This is a genomic window from Deltaproteobacteria bacterium, assembly GCA_009929795.1.
Taxonomy (GTDB): Bacteria; Desulfobacterota; Desulfovibrionia; order Desulfovibrionales; family Desulfomicrobiaceae; genus RZZR01.
The window spans coordinates 21560-39088 of record RZZR01000004.1; the positions used below are offsets into that span (position 1 = coordinate 21560).

A 17529-nucleotide genomic window follows, 5' to 3' on the forward strand; every position below is an offset into this window, starting at 1 on the left:
ATGTGTCGCTCCTCGATCCTGATGTCCGGATCAAACGCCTCTCATGCTCTCGACAAAGTCTTGAACCGCCCGCGCCGGGTCATCGGCCCCGATGATGGGTCGACCGACCACTAAAAAATCTGATCCCTCTCGGACGGCCTGCTCCGGAGACATGGTTCGGGCCTGGTCTCCGACCTCGTCGCCCGGTCTTCTGATCCCCGGAGTGAGGACTAGATGCCCCGGACCGCAAAGGGCCTTGACCTTCTGGGCCTCGCGGGCCGAACAGACCGATCCGTCCAGCCCCATCCGCAGGCCTTCCCGGGCTAACCCGGCCACCTTCCCTGAATCGGCCGTATCAGGGTCCGCGACGCTGGTCAAAACGGTCACCCCCATGAGCAAAGGCCCTGGCTTTGCTACCTCGTTCCTGGCCGAAACCGCTGCTCTGAGCATGTCAGCCCCCCCCAGGAGATGGAGAGTAAGCATGTCCGCTCCACTAGCCGCCCCGCTGCGGACCGCTCCGGCCACGGTGTTGGGAATGTCCAGGAACTTCAAGTCCAGAAACACCTTGAAGCCCATCACCTTGAGTTCGGCCACGATATCCGGGCCACTTCGCACGAAAAGCTCCAGCCCCACCTTGACCCAAGGGACCAGTCCCCGCAGGGACCGGGCCACGGTCTGGGCTCGGTCCGGCGTCAGATCCAGAGCCACCACAAGTTCAGCCACGACACGCTCCCATCCCGGTCGCCCAGCCCGCAAGGATTCGGTCCATGAGTGTGGGATCGTATACCGGCCTAGTCTTTTCCGCAAGGCAGACGGCCCGCAGTGTGTCGTAAGCCCGGTCCAGATCGTCGTTTACCAGCCAATGGTCGAAGATACCCGCCCCGGAAATCTCCCGGGCAGCGTTCCGGAGCCTGACGGAAACGGCTTCGGGCCGGTCGGTGCCCCGCCCCGAGAGGCGAGCTTCCAAAGCCGCCTTGGATGGAGGAAAAACAAAGACGTAGCATCCCTGATTGAGGCTCTTTTGCAGTTGCCCGGCACCCTGGACGTCGATGTCGAAAATCACGTCCTGACCATTGGCCAGCATGTCCTGAACCTCGGCAAGAGGGGTTCCGTAGAGATTGCCGTGAACCTCGGCCCATTCGGCAAAAAAACCGGATCGCAGCCGAGACTCGAACTTCGTTCTGTCCCAAAAATGGTAGTCTACGCCGTCTGTCTCACCGGCCCTAGGGAGTCTGGTCGTGCAGGAGATGGAGAATCTGAAGGCCGGAAACTCCCCCTTCAATCGCTTGACCAGGGTGCTCTTGCCCGTCCCCGAAGGCCCACTGAGGATTAGGGCCATCCCTCTATGTTTGATCCGGTCCAAGGCTCTCATCCTCGGTCTCAAAACGCTGGGCGATGGTCTCGGTATGAATGGCCGAGAGAATGCAGTGGTTGGAGTCCATGACGATGATCGACCGCGTCTTGCGTCCCTGGGTGGCGTCGATGAGCCGCCCATCCTGACGGGCGTCCTCCCGCAGTCGGCGCATAGGGGACGAATTGGGGTTGACGATGGCTACCACCCTGGAACTTACGGCGGCGTTCCCGAATCCGATGTTCAGCAGTTTACTGTTTTTCATGCCCATGATTGGTGTTTCCCCGTCTTCGATCTTACTCCAGATTCTGAACCTGCTCCCGAATCTTCTCCAGACCGGTTTTAAACTCTACGACCATGACTCCCACGTCCTGACTCTGAATCTTGTTCCCGCATGTGTTTATCTCTCTAAAGCACTCTTGAAGCAGGAAATCAAGCCTGCGACCCAGTTCTCCCCCGGCCTTCATGGTCCTGTCGATTTCCGTGAGATGGACTTCGAGCCTAGTTAGTTCCTCGGAAACGTCGACCCTGTCCGAAATAATCACCAGTTCCTGAACCAGACGGGTATCGTCCATCTCCACCTTGAACCGGTCAAGCATGGACTCGACCCTGATCCGCATGGCTTCAAACCGATCCTGGGCACTGTTTTCGGCCCCGTATCGAATTTTGACCAGCAAACCTTTCAGAGCCTCAATCCTCGCGGCCATGTCCTCGAAAAGGGCCTGTCCCTCCCGAATCCTGGATTCGTCCCAGACGTTCACGGCTCGCCCGAACCAGTCAAGAAGGTCCTTGCGCAGCCCGGGGTCGAGTTCCTTTCTGCTTTCGGACCACAGGGAGGGAATCCTCAAAAAAACGTTCGGGTCCGGCTCCCAAGCCCTCTCCCCGGCCTCGCCGGCAAACTCCCGCAGCCCCTTGACCATGGCCATGGCTTGGACTCGGTCAAACCTGATCTCCACCAGTTCGGGGTCCAGAAGCTGAAGATCGAGATAGACGTCCACCCTCCCCCTGTTGGCCGTCCGCCGCAGGATCGTCTCCAGCTCGGCCTGCAGTCCGTTCAGGGCCTGGGGCAACTTCCATTTGACGTCGAGATGGCGGCCGTTGACGCTCTTGATCTCCCATCGAATGGACCAGGACCGGGAGTGCTCCACGGCCTGGCCGAATCCGGTCATGCTTCTGCTCATCCCTTCCTCCTCACCCAGGCCTTGACCTGGACCGCAAAGACCGCCCTGATGGCGGTCAGTTCGTTCTGGATCACCGCTCCGGCATAGTCGGGAAAAGTCCAGGGCTGAACGATCCAGCCGCCGCGCCCGTAGACGAGGGTCAAATCGGCCCAGACTCCCTTGCCGAGATAAACGCGGTGAGAAAAATTCTTGCCGGTGGCCAAAACTAGACGCTCCAAGGTCAAGAGGCCGGGATCCAGATTGACGGCCCGTTTTCCGTCCTGGCTCCAGGCCATCTCCAGGGCGTTGGTCCAATGTTTGACCTCGACCAGGGAGTCCATCCGTACCAATGGCCGGAAGGAGACCAGGCGGCGAAGGATAGGCTGCCCCAATTCCCGATCGTAGTAGGTCGTCTGGTCAAAGGGTAACGGATCGGAAACATGGTCCATTTCTCCAAACCGGGCCGCGAGGATCTCCTGCAGCTTCGTCCAGATCCGGTCCATCCCGGACGAAAGAATCGACATGCAGATCTTGGCCGGTCCCGGGTCCGCCAAGCTACTCATCCCTCTTCTCCATCACAGCGGACGAGGCACGCGTCATTATGGACTCCGCATGGCCGGACATCGACAAGGCGCCCCTTGGACATGGGACGCTCTCCCTCGTGCAGGACACAGGTCATGTATCGGCCGCAGACCCCCTTGCGCCCGGTTTCCGGCACAACACACATCCGAGGCAAAGAGGAAATCCGTTCCAAAAACGACTGTTTCCGTCCGGCCAGGATCTCCCGCAAAATTTTCGCCCGCTCTTTCTTCATTTTCTCCCCAACCTGCCCCGGCATGGTCGCCGCCGGAGTCCCGGGTCGGGGGGAAAATGGAAAAACATGCCCATAGGTCACGGGAAAAGAAAGGCAAAATTCCCTGGTTCGAGCGAAGTCTTCCTCTGTTTCGCCCGGAAATCCGACCAGAAGATCGACGCCGATTGCCGGACTGGGCCAGAACCGTTCGAGGTTCCGGATGAAATCCCCCACGGTCTCGGCGGTGTAGTGTCCCCGATTCATGGCCTTGAGTACGCGTGGGCTGGCGCTCTGAAGAGAAATATGCAGGTGAGGACAAACTAGGGTATGGCCCTCAAGGGTGTCCAGGGCCTTGGCTCCCAGTTCCGACGGCTCCAGCGATCCAAGACGAATCCTGGCCCGCCCGGCCCATTTCGGACTGAGCATCGAGCCCAGATCTGCCACCAGATCCCAAAAATCGATTCTGGGATGAAGATCCATACCAAACTGTCTGAGATTGATGCCGCTGAGGATGACCTCCGGAACGCCCCGCGAAAAGAGCCGATCCACTTCGTCGATCACTTCGTACGCCGGACGGCTTCGGGACGGACCTCGCGTTTCCGGAATGATGCAATAGCTGCATCGGTGCGAGCACCCATCCTGGACCTTAACCACGCCCCGGGCCCGGACTGATCCCTGCACGGCCAGGGGGGCAAACGTGTCTGCGAACTTCGGCACATCCGACGAATCTTCGTACCCATCCACTCCCCGGAGCAGATCAACCTTGCGGCCCTGGGGGATGGTCAAAACCCGGAAATCATCCCAGGCCCTTTTTGGCAGGGAAGCAGCACACCCTGTGGCCACCACTTTGGCCGTGGTTTTGGCCGCCAGGCTGCGTACCAGACGGGCCGACTCGTCCTCGGCCCGGGCGGTGACCGCGCAGGTGTTGATTAGGATCACGTCAGCCCTGCCGGGATCACGAACCTCATGCCAACCGAGCCCGGCCCAAGCTTCCCTCAAGGCCTGGCTCTCGTATTGGTTGATCTTGCAACCCAGGGTGTGGATATAGAAACGCATCGGCTCATGGTCCAAGAAATGTGGTCACATCTCCCTCTCCGAGCCCGACGATGGAGATGCCGACCTCGTTGGCGAAGGCCAGAGCCTCGGCCGGGTCAAAAAAAAGACTGCGCCCAGACTCCACGGCCAAGCAAGTGGCTCCGGCCCGGTGCATGTGATGCAAGGTACCCAGCCCCACGGCCGGCATGTCCAGACGGTGGTCCTGTCCGGGTTTGAAAACCTTGACCACAACACATCCCGGCCCGGCCAAATTTCCGGCCCGAAGGATGGTCGCGTCCGTGCCGTCTATGCCCTCCACGGCCACGACCATCCGTTCCCGGACGACCAGACACTGGCCGATGTCCAACCGCCCCAGTTCCTTGGCGATGGGCCAACCGTAGATCACGTCGGCCCTTTCCCGGGTTCCTGGAGAAAACTGGGTCAAAATTCCGGGGCGGGTGGCCAGCTCGGGCACGATATCCAGGGCCGAGGCCACGGCCATACCCTCGCCCTCGAACTCTCTGGCCACGGCCCGCAGAATGCTGTCGTCGCTACGTCCGGCCAGACGAAGAAGCAGCCTTGTCGCCCTGAAATCCGGACGGATGTCCAAAGCTCGGGGTTTGTTCACCGGTCCGGCAAAAACCACGGTCTCGACGCGATGTTTCTTGAAGAAAGAGATGATCCGGCCCAGTTGGCCGAGACGAAAAAACCGGAAGACATCCACGTCCTCGGCCAGTTCTGCCCGGGTTTCCCTGACGAATCCGGCGGCGATCACGCCCAGCCCCCGGTCTTTGCCGGCCCGGGCGACCATGGCCGGAAACTGCCCTCCTCCGGCCACGATGCCGAGTCGGCGGGCCCCGGTCATGGATTCAAGCCTATTCAGGATCGCCTTCACCCCGCTTCCCGGGTCCGGCCACCCCCCGCTTGGTAGTTCGCAAAAAATCGAGCAGGGCGACTATGGGGCCAAGATTCCCGAATTCGGCCTCCACGGCCTCCACGGCCGACTCCTTGCGCTGACCGCTCCGCCAGATGGTCTGGTAGGCCTTTTTGAGGGCTGAAATTTCTTCCCGGGTCAATCCGGCCCGCTTCAAACCGACCACATTAGGCCCATGAAGCTTGGCCCGGTCCCCGTTGGCCAGCATGAAGGGCGGGATGTCCTGGCTCACGGCGCTCTTGCCGCCGATGAACGCCATGTCGCCGATCCGCGTATACTGATGCACCGCAGCCAGACCACCGATCACGGTCCGCTGGCCGACATGCACGTGCCCTGCCAAGGTGGCCCCGTTGGCCAGAACCACTCCGTCCGCCAGACGGCAATCGTGGGCGATATGCGCATAGGCCATGACAAAACAGTCGGATCCGATCACGGTCTTGCCGGCTCCGGATGTTGAACCCCTGTTCAGGGTCGTGAACTCCCGGATCCGGTTGCGATCCCCGATCACCAGCCAGGTTTCCTCACCGTCATACTTGAGGTCCTGGGGATCGTCCCCCAGAGATGCGTAAGAGTGGACCTGGTTGTCTTGCCCGAGCCTCGTGTGGTGACGGATCAGGCTGTGGGAACCGATCATGGTCCGGTCGCCGATTTCACTATCCTCCTCGATCAGAGTAAAGGGGCCCACGACCACCCCCTGACCGAGCTTGGCCTTGGGGTGGACGATGGCCGTCGGGTGAATCGTCGTTTTCATCAGTCCTCCCGATCCACGATGGCTGCGGTCAGTATTCCCTGAGCCACGAGGCCTCCGTCCACTTTGGCCTCGGCCTGAATCTTCCAGAGGTTCAGCTTGTGTTTCATGTGCTCGACATGCAGATTGATCACATCTCCGGGAAAAACCGACCTTCGAAACCTAACCTTTTCGATCCCGGTGAACAGAAAGAGTTTTGTGGCGGCCAGATTCGGGATGCTCTTGGCGACAAGAATCGCCCCGGTCTGGGCCATGGCCTCTAGTATCAGTACTCCGGGCATGACCGGATAGTTCGGAAAATGGCCTTGAAAAAAAGGCTCGTTGATCGTCACGGCCTTGATGGCATCGGCGTATTTCAGGGATTCATAGCGGAGAATCCGGTCCACCAAGAGAAACGGATATCGATGAGGTAGCAGCTCGAGTATCTCGGTGCTGACGATTTCCCCGGTCAAATCTCGATTCATGCTCGCTCCTTCCCGTCATCTGTTGTCTGAAGGGTTTCCATCTTCTTTTCCAACTGCCTGACCCGTCGGGCCAGCTCCGGCAATTTGGCAAGAATGGCCGCCGTTCGAAGGAATTGTCCATGCTCCATGGGCGGAATACCCGCGCCGTAGTCCTTGCCCCCCTCCAGAGATCTGTTCACCCCGGTCTGTGCACCCACCCGACATCCCTGTCCCAGGGTAAGATGCCCGGCGACGCCCACCTGGCCAGCCAGGACCACGCTGTCCTCCAACACGGTGCTTCCGGCAATGCCCACCTGAGAGACGAGAATACAGCCCTTCCCAACCTGTACGTTGTGTCCGATCTGAACCAAATTGTCGATCTTGGTTCCCCGACTGATCCTGGTCTGACCCAAGGCGGCCCGATCAATGGTCGTGTTGGCCCCGATCTCCACATCGTCGTCGATGACCACGACTCCCACCTGGGGAAACTTCTCCAGTCCGGTCTGGGCCTGGGCGAACCCGAAGCCGTCGGACCCGAGGACAACCCCGGCATGAAGGACCACCCTTCGACCGACACGCGTACCGGCCATGATCGTCACGTTGGGATAGATCAGGGTATCTTCGCCCAGGATACAGTTCTCTCCGATATAGACCCCGGGGAAAATCCGGACCCTGGCCTCGACCACGGTTTCAGCCCCGATATAGACTCCCGCCCCCACATGCGCCTCGACCGATACCCGAGCCGTGGGATCAATGACCGTTCTCGGATCGATTCCCTTGAACCGTCCCTGCTCCACGGCAAACATCTTCACCGCCCGGGCGAAATCGACATAGGGGTCCATGCTCACAAGCGGGTTGACCACTTTGTCCGCATGGTCAGGATGGATAAGAACCGCCCCCGCTTTAGTCCCGGCCAACTGGGGAGCATACTTTGAATTGACGAAGAAACTCAGCTCGTTGTCCCGGGCATCGACCAGGGTGTTCACGCCGACGATCTCGAGATCTCTGGCGGACTGGGAAAGGCCCAGGCGGTCGGCAATCTCCGAGAGCAGCATGCCTACTCCTTGGCCCCACCAGACTTGCCCTTTTGAGCCCTCCAGACCCGGTTGAACTCGGCGACGATGGCCCCGGTCAGATCGACAGATTCATCGGCGTACAGCAGCCCGCTGCCCTTGGAGTCGAAAATGGCCGTAAATTTGTTCTTCCTGCCGAATTCCTCGATGATCTTGGCTAACTCCTCAATGACCGGCTTGCTGAGCTTCTCCTCCTCCTGCTTGATCTTGCGCTGGTATGCCTGGTAACTGTCTTGGAAATCCCGGACCCGACGCTTGAACTCCAGTTCTTTGTCTTCCTTGGCTTCCTGACTGAGTACCAGGTTCTGCTTCTGCAGCGATTCTCTCAAGTCTTCCAGATCCTTCTGCTGCTTGTCGATATCCTTCTTCATGTCCTCGAACTTCTCACGCAGAACGTCCATGGCCTCGACTCCAGGCTCCGACACGGAAATTACCTGCTGCATATCAATGGTCCCGATCTTCAATTCCGCGGCCCAGGTCTGAGCAGACCCGAGCGTGATCATCGTGACGGCCAGAGCCATCCATATCCTTTTCATCTCATTTCACTCCTTTTCGTTACGCCGTTTTGGCCCGCGTGGTCCATCAAAAAATCCGCGGGTCGTGTGATCGTCAATAGAACTGCCCAATCGAAAATTCGAGTCTGGTCCCGCCCCCGGCCTTGTTGTCCCGGTCTAGGGCATAGCCCAATTCCAGGCGCAGGGGCCCCAGGGGTGAATACCATCTGATCCCAGTGCCAACGCTCTTGTACAGGTCGGTATTGACCCACTCGTCGTCATCCCAGCTCTGGCCGGCGTCGAAAAACAAAAGGCCGACCAATCCAATGTCCTTGTTCAGCGGAAAGAGATATTCGAAATTGGTGAAAAACTCCTTGTTGCCTCCAATCCTGGTGCCTTCGTCGTTGCGGGGGGAGATATACAGGCCCTTGTACCCGCGGACGCTGTCCATGCCTCCCAGGTAAAATCGCTCGAAGTCCGGGATCTGGTCCGCGCCGTTGCGCATGACGTAACCCACCTGGCCATGCCAGTGGAACACCGTGTCCCACCACAGGGGCCGATAGTAGCTGCTGTCGTAAATGTACTTGACGAACTGGTCGTCTCCACCCACCAACCCCCCGGCATACTCCACGGAGAGCCGGTTGATCGTGCCCGTGGAGGGGTTGAGCCTGCGGTCTGTGGTATCCCGGGTCACGGCCGCGTACACCGCGCTGGCCAGATTCTTCCCTTCACGGTCCTTGATCCAGTCAGTTGCGTCATCGTCGATGTTGCTAATCCGGTATTCCTCGATCCGATAGTTCCAGGACAAATAGGTGTACTCACCCAACGGATAGGCAAATTTGGCGATGCCGCCTATGGCCTTCTTGTCATAGCTGAAATAGTCGATATTCCGGATGTAGGCCGTGGCCCCGGCCCCGAGCTCCGTGTCGTAGACCCTTGGGTTCCAGAAGGTCAGGTCGTACCTGGTGCTCGCCGCCCCGAGCATACCGCTGAGGGTCAGGGAGTAACCCTTGCCGAACAGGTTGCGTTCTTCCACCCCGCCGGTGATGAACACCTTGTCTATGGTCGAATACCCCGCCCCTGCGCTGATCCTGCCCGTGGTCTTCTCCTTGATCTGAACCACCAGGTCCAGTTCGTGTGGTTCCGGGGTGGGCACGGACTCAATGTTCACGGTCTCAAAAAAGTCGAGCTTCACCAGCCGTTGATTGGAGCGCCTGATACCGTATCCCCTGAACACGTCGCCGTCGGCCAGGCGCATCTCCCGGCGGATGACGTTGTCACGGGTCTTCTCGTTGCCCTGAATCTTGACCCTGCGGACATAAATCTTCGGACCCGTGGACATGATATAGGCCACATCAATTGTCAGACTCTCTTCGTCCCGCCTCAGATCGACGTCGGACTCGGCAAAGGCGTACCCGAAATCGGCATAATAGTCTGCCAGGCCCTGGAGGTCCTCCCGGAGCTTGGAGCGATCAAACCAGCCCTGGGCGTCGAACTCGAGATCGTCCAGCTTGGTGACCAGTTTGAGTCTGTCCGGACTCTCCAGCATATCCCCGCGAAAGGTCACCTCGCCGACCCGGTATCTGGCCCCTTCCGATACCTTGAAGACGATCGTGATTCCGTCCTCATGGTACTGGACCTCGGGCTGGGCGACCTTGACGTCCATGAACCCTCGATTCCCGTAATACGCCTCCAGAGCGGCCGCGTCCCGATCCAAAAGCTCCTCTTTGAGGACCCCGGTTCCTGTCAGCCAAGAAAACATGCCCCGGACCTTTAAGGCCAGCTGATCTCTGAGGTCATCCACATCCAGGCGTTCGGCCCCTTCGATCCGGATCTCCTTGATATAGAGCTTCTGGCCCTCGTCGACCTTAATCATCAGCCTTGCCTGCCGGGGGTCGGTCTGCTCCAGGTCGTAGGATACCTTGGCGTTGTAATACCCGTCCTTGCGATACATTTCCCGGATCTTGGTCATGTCGTCGGCCAGGACCTTGGGATTGATGACCGATCCGGCCTTGCTGCTCATGGCCTTCAGGATGTCGTCGGAGTCAATAGCCTCAGCACCCTCGACCCCGATGGCCTGAATGAGCGGTTTTTCCCTGACCTCGAAGGTCACCAGCTTTCCGTCCTGGAGGTCCTCGGCCTTGATGAGGATGTCATCGAAGTAGCCCAGGGAATAGAGGCTGCGAAGCTCCTGGTTCATGCGCTCCGGAGTATAGTCGTCCCCTTTCTGGATGCTGAGGCGCATGAGGACGACGTCCTTGTCCAAAATCCTGTTGCCCTCGACCCGGATCTCGGCGATGCGCTCCTTCCTCAGAAGCTCAAGGCGGACCTCCGTCGCCAGATCCTTGACCGCCGGCAAAAGATTGATGAGTCCCTTGCGGACCGCAAACAGAGCCTTGGGTTCCTTGAGGCCAAAGGCCTCCACGAGGCGGGCGTCGATGCTCAAGGACTCGCCCACCTGACTAAAGCTGCCGTACAGAGCGTACTGGGCTCCGGACAGCAGGGCCATATCCTTGGAAACGGCCAAGTCGAGGTATTGCACATCGTGCTCGGTGAGCAACCTTTTGACTTCGACAAAGGGAACCACCGGAATGCCCGCCTCCACAAGTTCCTGAATGATCAGTTCAGGAAGTCCCTCCCGCAGATACTGCAAATCAGGCGAGGCATTGATCTCGAAGGGAAGCACGGCAACCCTCGGGGCTCCGGGCTCGCCGTTTTCGGCCTGACTCATCCCCGAAAAAACAGCGAGGACCAGCCAAAAGGTCAGCATGACGATCGCCGACAGGCAATCGAGACGCATCATCCCGACCGAGAGCCGCGCCCGATAGGCGACCCGCTCAATGGACGAGGTCCGGCCTGATGGTGACTTCATGAAGTTCTCCGGCATGTAGTTCCAAGTGACGATTCATTCGGGCGGCCAGTTCTCGGTTGTGGGTGACTACAACCAAGGCCATGGACAGTTCCCGGTTGAGACGGACGAGCAGTTCGGCCACACGGGCCCCGGTTGCCTCGTCCAGGTTTCCTGTGGGTTCGTCGGCCAAAAGGACCTTGGGATCCATGAAGACGGACCGGGCGATGGCCACCCGTTGCCGCTCTCCTCCGGACAGGGTGTTTACCCGGTGCGAGATCCGCCCCTCCAAGCCCACCAGGGCCAAAAGATCCCTGGCCCGCTTCAAGGCCTTCGCTCGGGCCATTCCCCCGATGATTCCGGGCATGGCCACGTTCTCCTCGGTACTGAACTCTGACAGTAGATGGTGGAACTGAAAAACGAATCCGATTTCTCGGTTTCGAATCCTGGCCCGGTCCGTCTGACCCAGTCCCTGAAGATCCCGGCCGTCGAATCGGACCCGGCCTTGAGTGGAGGTATCCAGTGTTCCCATAATATGCAACAATGTACTTTTACCGGACCCCGACGCTCCGACGACGGCCAGAGAATCTCCTGGGTTGATCTCGAGGTCGACGGACTTCAGGATCGTCAGGGTCTCGGCCTGGCCCTGGTAGTCCTTGCCCACCCCTTCCAGCCTGTAGAGCGGTTCACTCATAGCGCAAAGCGTCGGCAGGCTGCATTCTGGCCGCCTGCCGGGCAGGGTAGATGGTGGCCAGGAAGCAGAGGACCATGGCCGAGATGCCGATCAGGGTAAGGTCTGTCCAGCGCAGGTGGACCGGAAGATGATCGAGATAATAGACGTCCAAGGGCAGCTTGATGAACTGGTAACGCTTCAGGGCTAGGCTGACCCCCACTCCCAGAATGAAGCCCGCGACCGTCCCCACGACTCCGATGGTCGTCCCCTGGAGCATGAAGATCCTGCGGATTCTCTCCGGCGTCGCTCCCAGGGAAACGAGCACCGCGATGTCCCTAGTCTTTTCCATGACCATCATGACCAGGGTGGTGATAATGCTGAACGAGCCGACCAGGACGATCATGACCAAAATGACTGCCATGGCCGTCTTCTCCAATTCCAGGGCCGAGAACAGGTTTTGGTTCATCTCGATCCAGTTCCGGCCGTACAGGGGATATCCCCCAAGTACATGCAGCAGATTCTTTTGAACCTCTTGGACAGCGTAGACATCGGCCACCCGAAGTTCCAGCCCCGACACCAGATCCCCGGCAAAACCAAGCAGATTCTGGGCGGCCGCAAGGCCCGTGTAGGCCAGGGTCGAGTCATACTCGAACATCCCGGATTTGAAGACCCCGACCACGGTGAAAAATTCGATCTTGGGGGTGAAGCCCGCCGAACTGACCTTTCCGCTCGGAGCCAAAACACTGATCCTGGATCCGACCCCCAGCCCCAGCCGGTTGGCCAGATCGGCCCCGACGATGACACCTGGAAACTCTCCCTCGAGATCCAGATCCTCTAGGCGCCCCTCCCGCATGTCCCGGCCGATGCTCAGAACATCGCCGGCCGTTTTAGGATCGATTCCCCTGAGGACCACGCCCTTGACCCCGGAGGGTGTGCTGAGCATGACCTCTGAGTAAATAAAGGGCGTCGCCGCCAGGATCCTCGGAACCTGGAGGCATTTTTCGGCAAGATCCCTGTAGTCGGGGATACCTTTTTCCATGCTGACCACGATCAGATGGGCGTTGACACCCAGGATCTTGTCCCTGAGGTTGTCGCTGAACCCGTTCATGACTCCAAGGACGACGATCAACGAGGCCACACCCAGAGCCACGCCCACGACCGAAATCAGAGAAATAACCGAGATGAAGGCCTGTTTGCGACGGGCCAGAAGATATCTGCAGGAGACGAACAGCTCGAAGGATATGCGCATGGGTTCTTGACCCGGCCAACACTCCCGATTCACGGGAGGGCCGGGATCTTCTAGTCTCTGCCCGCCTCCGGCCGAAGCAGGGGAAAGAGGATGACCTCACGAATGGAGGCCGAATCCGTAAGCAGCATCGTCAGCCGGTCGATGCCGATGCCCTCGCCGGCTGCCGGGGGCATGCCGTATTCCAAGGCCCGGATGTAGTCCTCGTCCATGGCGTGAGCTTCGTCGTCTCCGGCTTCCTTTTCTCTAATCTGCTCCTCGAATCTGCCCCTCTGATCTGCGGGATCGTTCAATTCCGAGAATGCATTAGCCAATTCCTTGCCGGCCACAAAGAGCTCGAAGCGATCCGTCAATTCCGGGTTGGCCTCGTTTCTGCGGGACAGAGGCGAAATCTCTGTCGGGTAGTGGTAGATGAAATGGGGCTGCACGAGTTTCGGCTCGACCAGGATGTCGAATATCTTGGCCTGGAGCTTACCGAGCTTTTCTCCGGCCATGGCCTTTTCCCCCAGACGCTCGACCAACGACTTGAGACGCCCGTAATCCTCGTAGTCCTCTCGGGTCAGGCCGCCGACCACCTCCAGAGACTCGTGAAAGGTCAGTCGCTTCCAGCCAGGCGAAAGGTCGATATCCGTCCCCTGGTAGGGAACCATCGTACTCCCGGTGACTGCCAGAGCCAATGTGGCGAACAGCTCCTCGGTCAAATCCATGAGATCCTTGAAGTCCGCATAGGCCCAGTAGAACTCGACCATGGTGAATTCCGGATTGTGCTGGGTGTCGATCCCTTCGTTCCGAAAATTTCTGTTGATCTCGTAGACCTTTTCGAGCCCGCCCACCAAGAGCCGCTTCAGGTAAAGCTCCGGCGCAATGCGCATGTACAGCGTCATGTCCAGGGCATTGTGATGGGTGACGAAAGGTCTGGCCGTTGCGCCTCCTGGCACGGGCTGCATCATCGGGGTCTCTACTTCGAGAAATCCCCGAGCATCGAAGAAGGCCCGCATAGACCGAGTGATGGCCGAGCGCTTCAAAAAGACATCCCTGGCTTTCTCATTGACGATTAGATCCACGTACCGTTGCCGGTAACGTGTTTCCACATCCTTCAGACCATGAAATTTCTCTGGCAAGGGACGCATGGACTTGGCGATGAGGCGGACCGAGTTTGCCCTGAGGGTCAATTCGCCGGTTTTGGTCCGAAACAGCCCGCCCTGAACGCCGACAATATCGCCGATGTCAAATTTTTTGAAAAGGGCGTAGTGCTCGGCGCCCAATTCGTCCCGCTGGGCGTAGGACTGAATTCTGCCCGTCCTGTCCTGAATATGGAAAAACGTGACCTTTCCGAAAGATCGAAGGGCCACGATCCTTCCGGCCAAACTGAAGGACTTCTGCTGGGATTCGAGTTCACCCTCGTCGAGGTGGCTGTTTTCCTCCAGAATTTCACGAATCGTGTTGAGCGGTCTGAAATCGTTCGGATAAAGCGGTACGCCCTCGGATTGAATGAAGGCGGCCTTCTCCTTTCGATGAACCAGGACTTGGTTCTCGCTCTGAGGTTGTGGTTGCTTTACTGACAAGAATCGTTTCTCCGACGAGTACGGAAAATGGGACGTCCGCAGAAAACAGGACGACGGTTCGCGGGTGGAGGGGGAGAACCCGGCCATTGGACACAAAGACAGACTGCGTATTGGAATTCCCCCAAAGCGTCAAGAATCGCTCCGGCCGGTCGCTCCCCCCGTTCATTTCTGCGGCTTGACGAAATACCGGTCATGATTGAGAAGCAGAGCAAGACGGCTGTCGGAGCGGTCCCAAAGCCCAATCCGGGTCAAACATACAGTTCAACCGCATATTATGTAAGGCACCCATGAGAACTGACCTTTCCGCCTGGATCCGTTCCGCTTCCCAGATCGTTCGCCAAAGCGGTATCCCCCCGCTCGCCCTTCTCGGCATCGTCATTTTTTGCATCTTCTTCCCGAGATTCTTCATTCTGATCCTCCTCGTTTTGGCAGGGTGGTGGGTGTACCGAAACGTCATCTCTAGCCAGAGAAAGTCCGGAGGAAAATTCGGCTCATTCGGCCAGGGGCGGAACGATGCTCGGGCCTGCGGTCGAGGCGGAAAAGGGAAACCCCGCTCAAGGCATGGCTAGAAAGCGCAAAGCACCCTGTTTAGCGGAAATGGCCCGCGCCGTTCGCAACCAATGCCTTTTTTGCCAGAATGGGCAGGCGTCTCTGGTTGCGTCCTGCGAGGACACTGACTGCCTTCTTCACCCCATTCGCCAAGGGCCCGGACTGACTTCGAGTCAGCCAACCCTTGACCGGATCATCGCCGCCTATTGCCGCACATGTTCCGACGATGTTGCCTCCTGCACAGGAGACAACCCACTCCCCGGACATGACCCCTGCCCCTTGGCTCCCTTCAGGGTTCTGATCGAGGGCGATCCGCCCTCGCTTCAGGTTAAAAAAAAGGGAAGGACCAGTCAGCTGGTCCTTCCCTTATGAAGCAACGGGCCACCGGCCCAAGATAATTTCCTTTATCCGTAAATCTTTACTTCCAGCCAGTCCCTGATCTCCGGATTGATTCCGTACACGCCCTTTTGATGGCCGACTGAATCCATGAAAGGCTTGGCCAGTTCATCAGGCAGCCGTACCTTTGCCAACTCCTCGGCACCGTCGGAATTTCTTCTCACAAGAAATACTGTCGGATGAGCCTGCCAAGTATCCACGACAAAGTATAACGACTCGTCATCCTTGCCCTTGACTCTGTTTTCGTATGATCCTCCGTAACCCGAATTGCCCCACTCCAGAAAAAGAGCCACAGCATCTTCCGGAGTCATCTCCCAGTCAAATATATGATTCCTGAAATCCTTAAAGCTGGCCATGGGTACCTCCTTTATTTCCAAATTATGCATAAGTTCATTTTAGGAACTATTAGCAGGAAGTCAAGGATTTTCGTGCGTACACTTTCAGGCACTCTTGGCGACGAATTTTTTCAATTTGTCGAAATTCTTTTTGGAACGCTGGAACGCTCTTGATGCATTGACAAAATTTACAGCCCAGCCGGGCACGCCTAATGCGTGGAGATGCGTGTAGGAGGCATAGGTGTTTTCGTGAACAAGTCCATCGTGACCGCTGTCCATGCCGACCCCCATGCTCATTTTAAGAACATATATCGGATTGATGCCGTCATGGAACTGACAGGTGGAATAGTGAAATTCATGGCCGCTGAATGTAAAACCGACCTGAAAGAACGGATTCGGGACCACGACCGAGGCCTCGGTGTATCCATGCCCCTGGGGCCGGTGACAGAGACGTGTCGTGACAGGAAAAACTCCAGCCATGGGGTAGGTCCGATCGCCATATACCAAAGACCGCCCGAGATACATGAAGCCGCCGCATTCAGCATAGATCGGAAGGCCTGAATCCGACAAATCCTTGACCCTTTGCCTGATGGTCTCCTGCTCGGCAAGCTTGTCGGCCATTGTCTCGGGAAACCCCCCTCCAAGATACAGACCGTCGAGTTCCGGCCATTCATTCGGCTCCAGCAGACTCACTTGAACAAGTTTTGCCCCCTGTGCCTCCAACGCCTCGAGGTTCTCCCTGTAGTAAAACCAGAGGGCTGCGTCCCGGACAAAGCCGATGGTCACATTTTGGTTCCTACCCACTGCCTCAGGGAAAAGAGATAGTTGCGAATCAAGAAATGGAGGAGCCGCACAGGCCACAGACCAGATGGCCTCAAGATCGCAGGTTTCGCGGATGATTCTGGCCAGATCAGAAAAAAGGACTGTACCGCTCTCCATTTCCCGGTCCGAAGTAAGGCCCATGTGACGTTCAGGAATGGGGTTGTGACGGATCTTGGGCAGAGCCCCGAGAACAGGCACATCGGTATAGGCTGTGATGCTGTCTCTAATGATCGCCCTGTGCCTGTCGCCGGCAGTTCTGTTAAGAATGACGCCAGCCAGGTGCATGTCAGGTTCAAAGGCCTGACAACCTTTGATGACCGCTGCCATGGTCCGGGTGATTTTCGTGCAATCGACAACAAGCAGAACCGGACAGTTTAGGATCCTGGCCAACTCAGACGTCGAACAAGTTCCAGATGTGTTCTTTCCGTCGAACACTCCGCGGTTGCCCTCGATCAGAGCCAAATCACAGGTGATGGTTCGAGCCTTGAACAAGGCCCGAATGAGATCGGAGGAGAAGAGAAAAGGGTCCAGATTAGATGTGCTTTCCTGGCAGGACAAGCCCAACCAATTGGCATCAATGTAATCCGGGCCCTTTTTAAAAGGCTGGACAATCTTTCCGGACTCAACAAAGGCACGCCCCAGACCAAGACTGACAATAGTCTTGCCGGAGCCGCCGCTGAGTCCGGCCACGATCAGCCGCGGGCACATCCTGGAAGGCATGAGCTTTTCGGCCGATTCGTTATCGTTCGACCACGGCTTGAGGCACCCTGGTCTCGGAGTTCAAGTGGCGATCTAGCTCTCGCCTTCGGCACCGGCCTGCTTGCCGGCTCCGGGCAGTCCGTACATGGTCGTGCTCCCGCTCGACCAATAGACGAGGCGCTCTTCAGTGACCAGCTCGTTGACGATTTTTTTTACGTCACGCATTTTCCTGTCCGGAAAAAGGTTGGACAGATCATTGAAATAGAACTTCGATTTTGAACCTTCCTTGGACTTGATAAAATCAATGATGATATCTTTATCTTTGGGGTCGGCCATACAATTACCTCCACAGTTGCGGCATCAGGGGGCCCTTCAGGGCCCCCTTT

The 17529-nt window shown here is 58.0% G+C and carries 18 protein-coding genes; all 18 read right to left on the bottom strand.

Annotated features, from left to right (window positions below; all coding sequences use genetic code 11):
- Positions 1 to 30 precede the first annotated feature (30 nt).
- Complete coding sequence (locus tag EOM25_01045) at positions 31 to 702, bottom strand: orotidine-5'-phosphate decarboxylase (GenBank protein ID NCC23774.1); 672 nt, start codon at positions 700 to 702, stop codon at positions 31 to 33.
- On the bottom strand, positions 695 to 1351 hold the full coding sequence (locus tag EOM25_01050; protein NCC23775.1) for a guanylate kinase: 657 nt from the start codon (positions 1349 to 1351) through the stop codon (positions 695 to 697). The genes EOM25_01045 and EOM25_01050 overlap by 8 nt, the downstream gene beginning before the upstream one ends.
- Positions 1323 to 1601 (bottom strand): DUF370 domain-containing protein, encoded by a 279-nt coding sequence (locus EOM25_01055; GenBank protein ID NCC23776.1) that lies wholly within the window; start codon positions 1599 to 1601, stop codon positions 1323 to 1325. Before EOM25_01055 ends, EOM25_01050 begins: the two co-directional genes overlap by 29 nt.
- Before the next feature lie 25 nt (positions 1602 to 1626).
- Positions 1627 to 2511 (bottom strand): YicC family protein, encoded by an 885-nt coding sequence (locus tag EOM25_01060; protein ID NCC23777.1) that lies wholly within the window; start codon positions 2509 to 2511, stop codon positions 1627 to 1629.
- Positions 2508 to 3053, bottom strand: coding sequence for a DUF4416 family protein (locus EOM25_01065; protein ID NCC23778.1), 546 nt, complete (start codon positions 3051 to 3053; stop codon positions 2508 to 2510). Before EOM25_01065 ends, EOM25_01060 begins: the two co-directional genes overlap by 4 nt.
- The gene (locus EOM25_01070; protein ID NCC23779.1) at positions 3050 to 4354 is read right to left on the bottom strand and encodes a MiaB/RimO family radical SAM methylthiotransferase; all 1305 of its coding nucleotides are present in this window, start codon (positions 4352 to 4354) and stop codon (positions 3050 to 3052) included. Before EOM25_01070 ends, EOM25_01065 begins: the two co-directional genes overlap by 4 nt.
- The gene (locus EOM25_01075; protein ID NCC23780.1) at positions 4344 to 5183 is read right to left on the bottom strand and encodes an LpxI family protein; all 840 of its coding nucleotides are present in this window, start codon (positions 5181 to 5183) and stop codon (positions 4344 to 4346) included. The genes EOM25_01070 and EOM25_01075 overlap by 11 nt, the downstream gene beginning before the upstream one ends.
- A gap of 10 nt (positions 5184 to 5193) precedes the next feature.
- On the bottom strand, positions 5194 to 6003 hold the full coding sequence (locus EOM25_01080; protein ID NCC23781.1) for an acyl-ACP--UDP-N-acetylglucosamine O-acyltransferase: 810 nt from the start codon (positions 6001 to 6003) through the stop codon (positions 5194 to 5196).
- Positions 6003 to 6464, bottom strand: coding sequence for a 3-hydroxyacyl-ACP dehydratase FabZ (fabZ, locus tag EOM25_01085; protein NCC23782.1), 462 nt, complete (start codon positions 6462 to 6464; stop codon positions 6003 to 6005). The genes EOM25_01080 and fabZ overlap by 1 nt, the downstream gene beginning before the upstream one ends.
- Entirely contained in the window at positions 6461 to 7498 is a 1038-nt protein-coding gene (lpxD, locus tag EOM25_01090; protein ID NCC23783.1) for a UDP-3-O-(3-hydroxymyristoyl)glucosamine N-acyltransferase, read from the bottom strand. Before lpxD ends, fabZ begins: the two co-directional genes overlap by 4 nt.
- 2 nt (positions 7499 to 7500) lie before the next feature.
- Positions 7501 to 8037, bottom strand: a complete 537-nt coding sequence (locus EOM25_01095; protein NCC23784.1) for an OmpH family outer membrane protein — start codon at positions 8035 to 8037, stop codon at positions 7501 to 7503.
- Positions 8038 to 8125: 88 nt separating this feature from the next.
- Complete coding sequence (gene bamA, locus EOM25_01100) at positions 8126 to 10810, bottom strand: outer membrane protein assembly factor BamA (protein NCC23785.1); 2685 nt, start codon at positions 10808 to 10810, stop codon at positions 8126 to 8128.
- A 37-nt stretch (positions 10811 to 10847) separates the two neighbouring features.
- Positions 10848 to 11552, bottom strand: coding sequence for an ABC transporter ATP-binding protein (locus EOM25_01105; GenBank protein ID NCC23786.1), 705 nt, complete (start codon positions 11550 to 11552; stop codon positions 10848 to 10850).
- The gene (locus EOM25_01110) at positions 11545 to 12774 is read right to left on the bottom strand and encodes a lipoprotein-releasing ABC transporter permease subunit (GenBank protein ID NCC23787.1); all 1230 of its coding nucleotides are present in this window, start codon (positions 12772 to 12774) and stop codon (positions 11545 to 11547) included. Before EOM25_01110 ends, EOM25_01105 begins: the two co-directional genes overlap by 8 nt.
- A 56-nt stretch (positions 12775 to 12830) precedes the next feature.
- Entirely contained in the window at positions 12831 to 14429 is a 1599-nt protein-coding gene (gene lysS, locus EOM25_01115) for a lysine--tRNA ligase (protein ID NCC23788.1), read from the bottom strand.
- A gap of 866 nt (positions 14430 to 15295) precedes the next feature.
- Complete coding sequence (locus EOM25_01120) at positions 15296 to 15643, bottom strand: hypothetical protein (protein NCC23789.1); 348 nt, start codon at positions 15641 to 15643, stop codon at positions 15296 to 15298.
- Positions 15644 to 15727: 84 nt separating this feature from the next.
- Entirely contained in the window at positions 15728 to 17164 is a 1437-nt protein-coding gene (locus tag EOM25_01125; GenBank protein ID NCC23790.1) for a cobyrinate a,c-diamide synthase, read from the bottom strand.
- Between the two features lie 72 nt (positions 17165 to 17236).
- Positions 17237 to 17479 (bottom strand): dissimilatory sulfite reductase-asociated protein DsvD, encoded by a 243-nt coding sequence (locus tag EOM25_01130; GenBank protein ID NCC23791.1) that lies wholly within the window; start codon positions 17477 to 17479, stop codon positions 17237 to 17239.
- Positions 17480 to 17529 lie beyond the last annotated feature (50 nt).

What these genes read in the sequence shown, in the direction of transcription:
- EOM25_01050 (NCC23775.1), bottom strand. Translation starts at nt 1,351, where the DNA reads ATGAGAGCCTTGGACCGGATCAAACATAGAGGGATGGCCCTAATCCTC.
- EOM25_01055 (NCC23776.1), bottom strand. Translation starts at nt 1,601, where the DNA reads ATGGGCATGAAAAACAGTAAACTGCTGAACATCGGATTCGGGAACGCC.
- EOM25_01060 (NCC23777.1), bottom strand. Translation starts at nt 2,511, where the DNA reads ATGAGCAGAAGCATGACCGGATTCGGCCAGGCCGTGGAGCACTCCCGG.
- EOM25_01065 (NCC23778.1), bottom strand. Translation starts at nt 3,053, where the DNA reads ATGAGTAGCTTGGCGGACCCGGGACCGGCCAAGATCTGCATGTCGATT.
- EOM25_01075 (NCC23780.1), bottom strand. Translation starts at nt 5,183, where the DNA reads ATGACCGGGGCCCGCCGACTCGGCATCGTGGCCGGAGGAGGGCAGTTT.
- EOM25_01080 (NCC23781.1), bottom strand. Translation starts at nt 6,003, where the DNA reads ATGAAAACGACGATTCACCCGACGGCCATCGTCCACCCCAAGGCCAAG.
- fabZ (NCC23782.1), bottom strand. Translation starts at nt 6,464, where the DNA reads ATGAATCGAGATTTGACCGGGGAAATCGTCAGCACCGAGATACTCGAG.
- lpxD (NCC23783.1), bottom strand. Translation starts at nt 7,498, where the DNA reads ATGCTGCTCTCGGAGATTGCCGACCGCCTGGGCCTTTCCCAGTCCGCC.
- EOM25_01095 (NCC23784.1), bottom strand. Translation starts at nt 8,037, where the DNA reads ATGGCTCTGGCCGTCACGATGATCACGCTCGGGTCTGCTCAGACCTGG.
- bamA (NCC23785.1), bottom strand. Translation starts at nt 10,810, where the DNA reads ATGCGTCTCGATTGCCTGTCGGCGATCGTCATGCTGACCTTTTGGCTG.
- EOM25_01105 (NCC23786.1), bottom strand. Translation starts at nt 11,552, where the DNA reads ATGAGTGAACCGCTCTACAGGCTGGAAGGGGTGGGCAAGGACTACCAG.
- lysS (NCC23788.1), bottom strand. Translation starts at nt 14,429, where the DNA reads ATGGCCGGGTTCTCCCCCTCCACCCGCGAACCGTCGTCCTGTTTTCTG.
- EOM25_01120 (NCC23789.1), bottom strand. Translation starts at nt 15,643, where the DNA reads ATGGCCAGCTTTAAGGATTTCAGGAATCATATATTTGACTGGGAGATG.
- EOM25_01125 (NCC23790.1), bottom strand. Translation starts at nt 17,164, where the DNA reads ATGCCTTCCAGGATGTGCCCGCGGCTGATCGTGGCCGGACTCAGCGGC.
- EOM25_01130 (NCC23791.1), bottom strand. Translation starts at nt 17,479, where the DNA reads ATGGCCGACCCCAAAGATAAAGATATCATCATTGATTTTATCAAGTCC.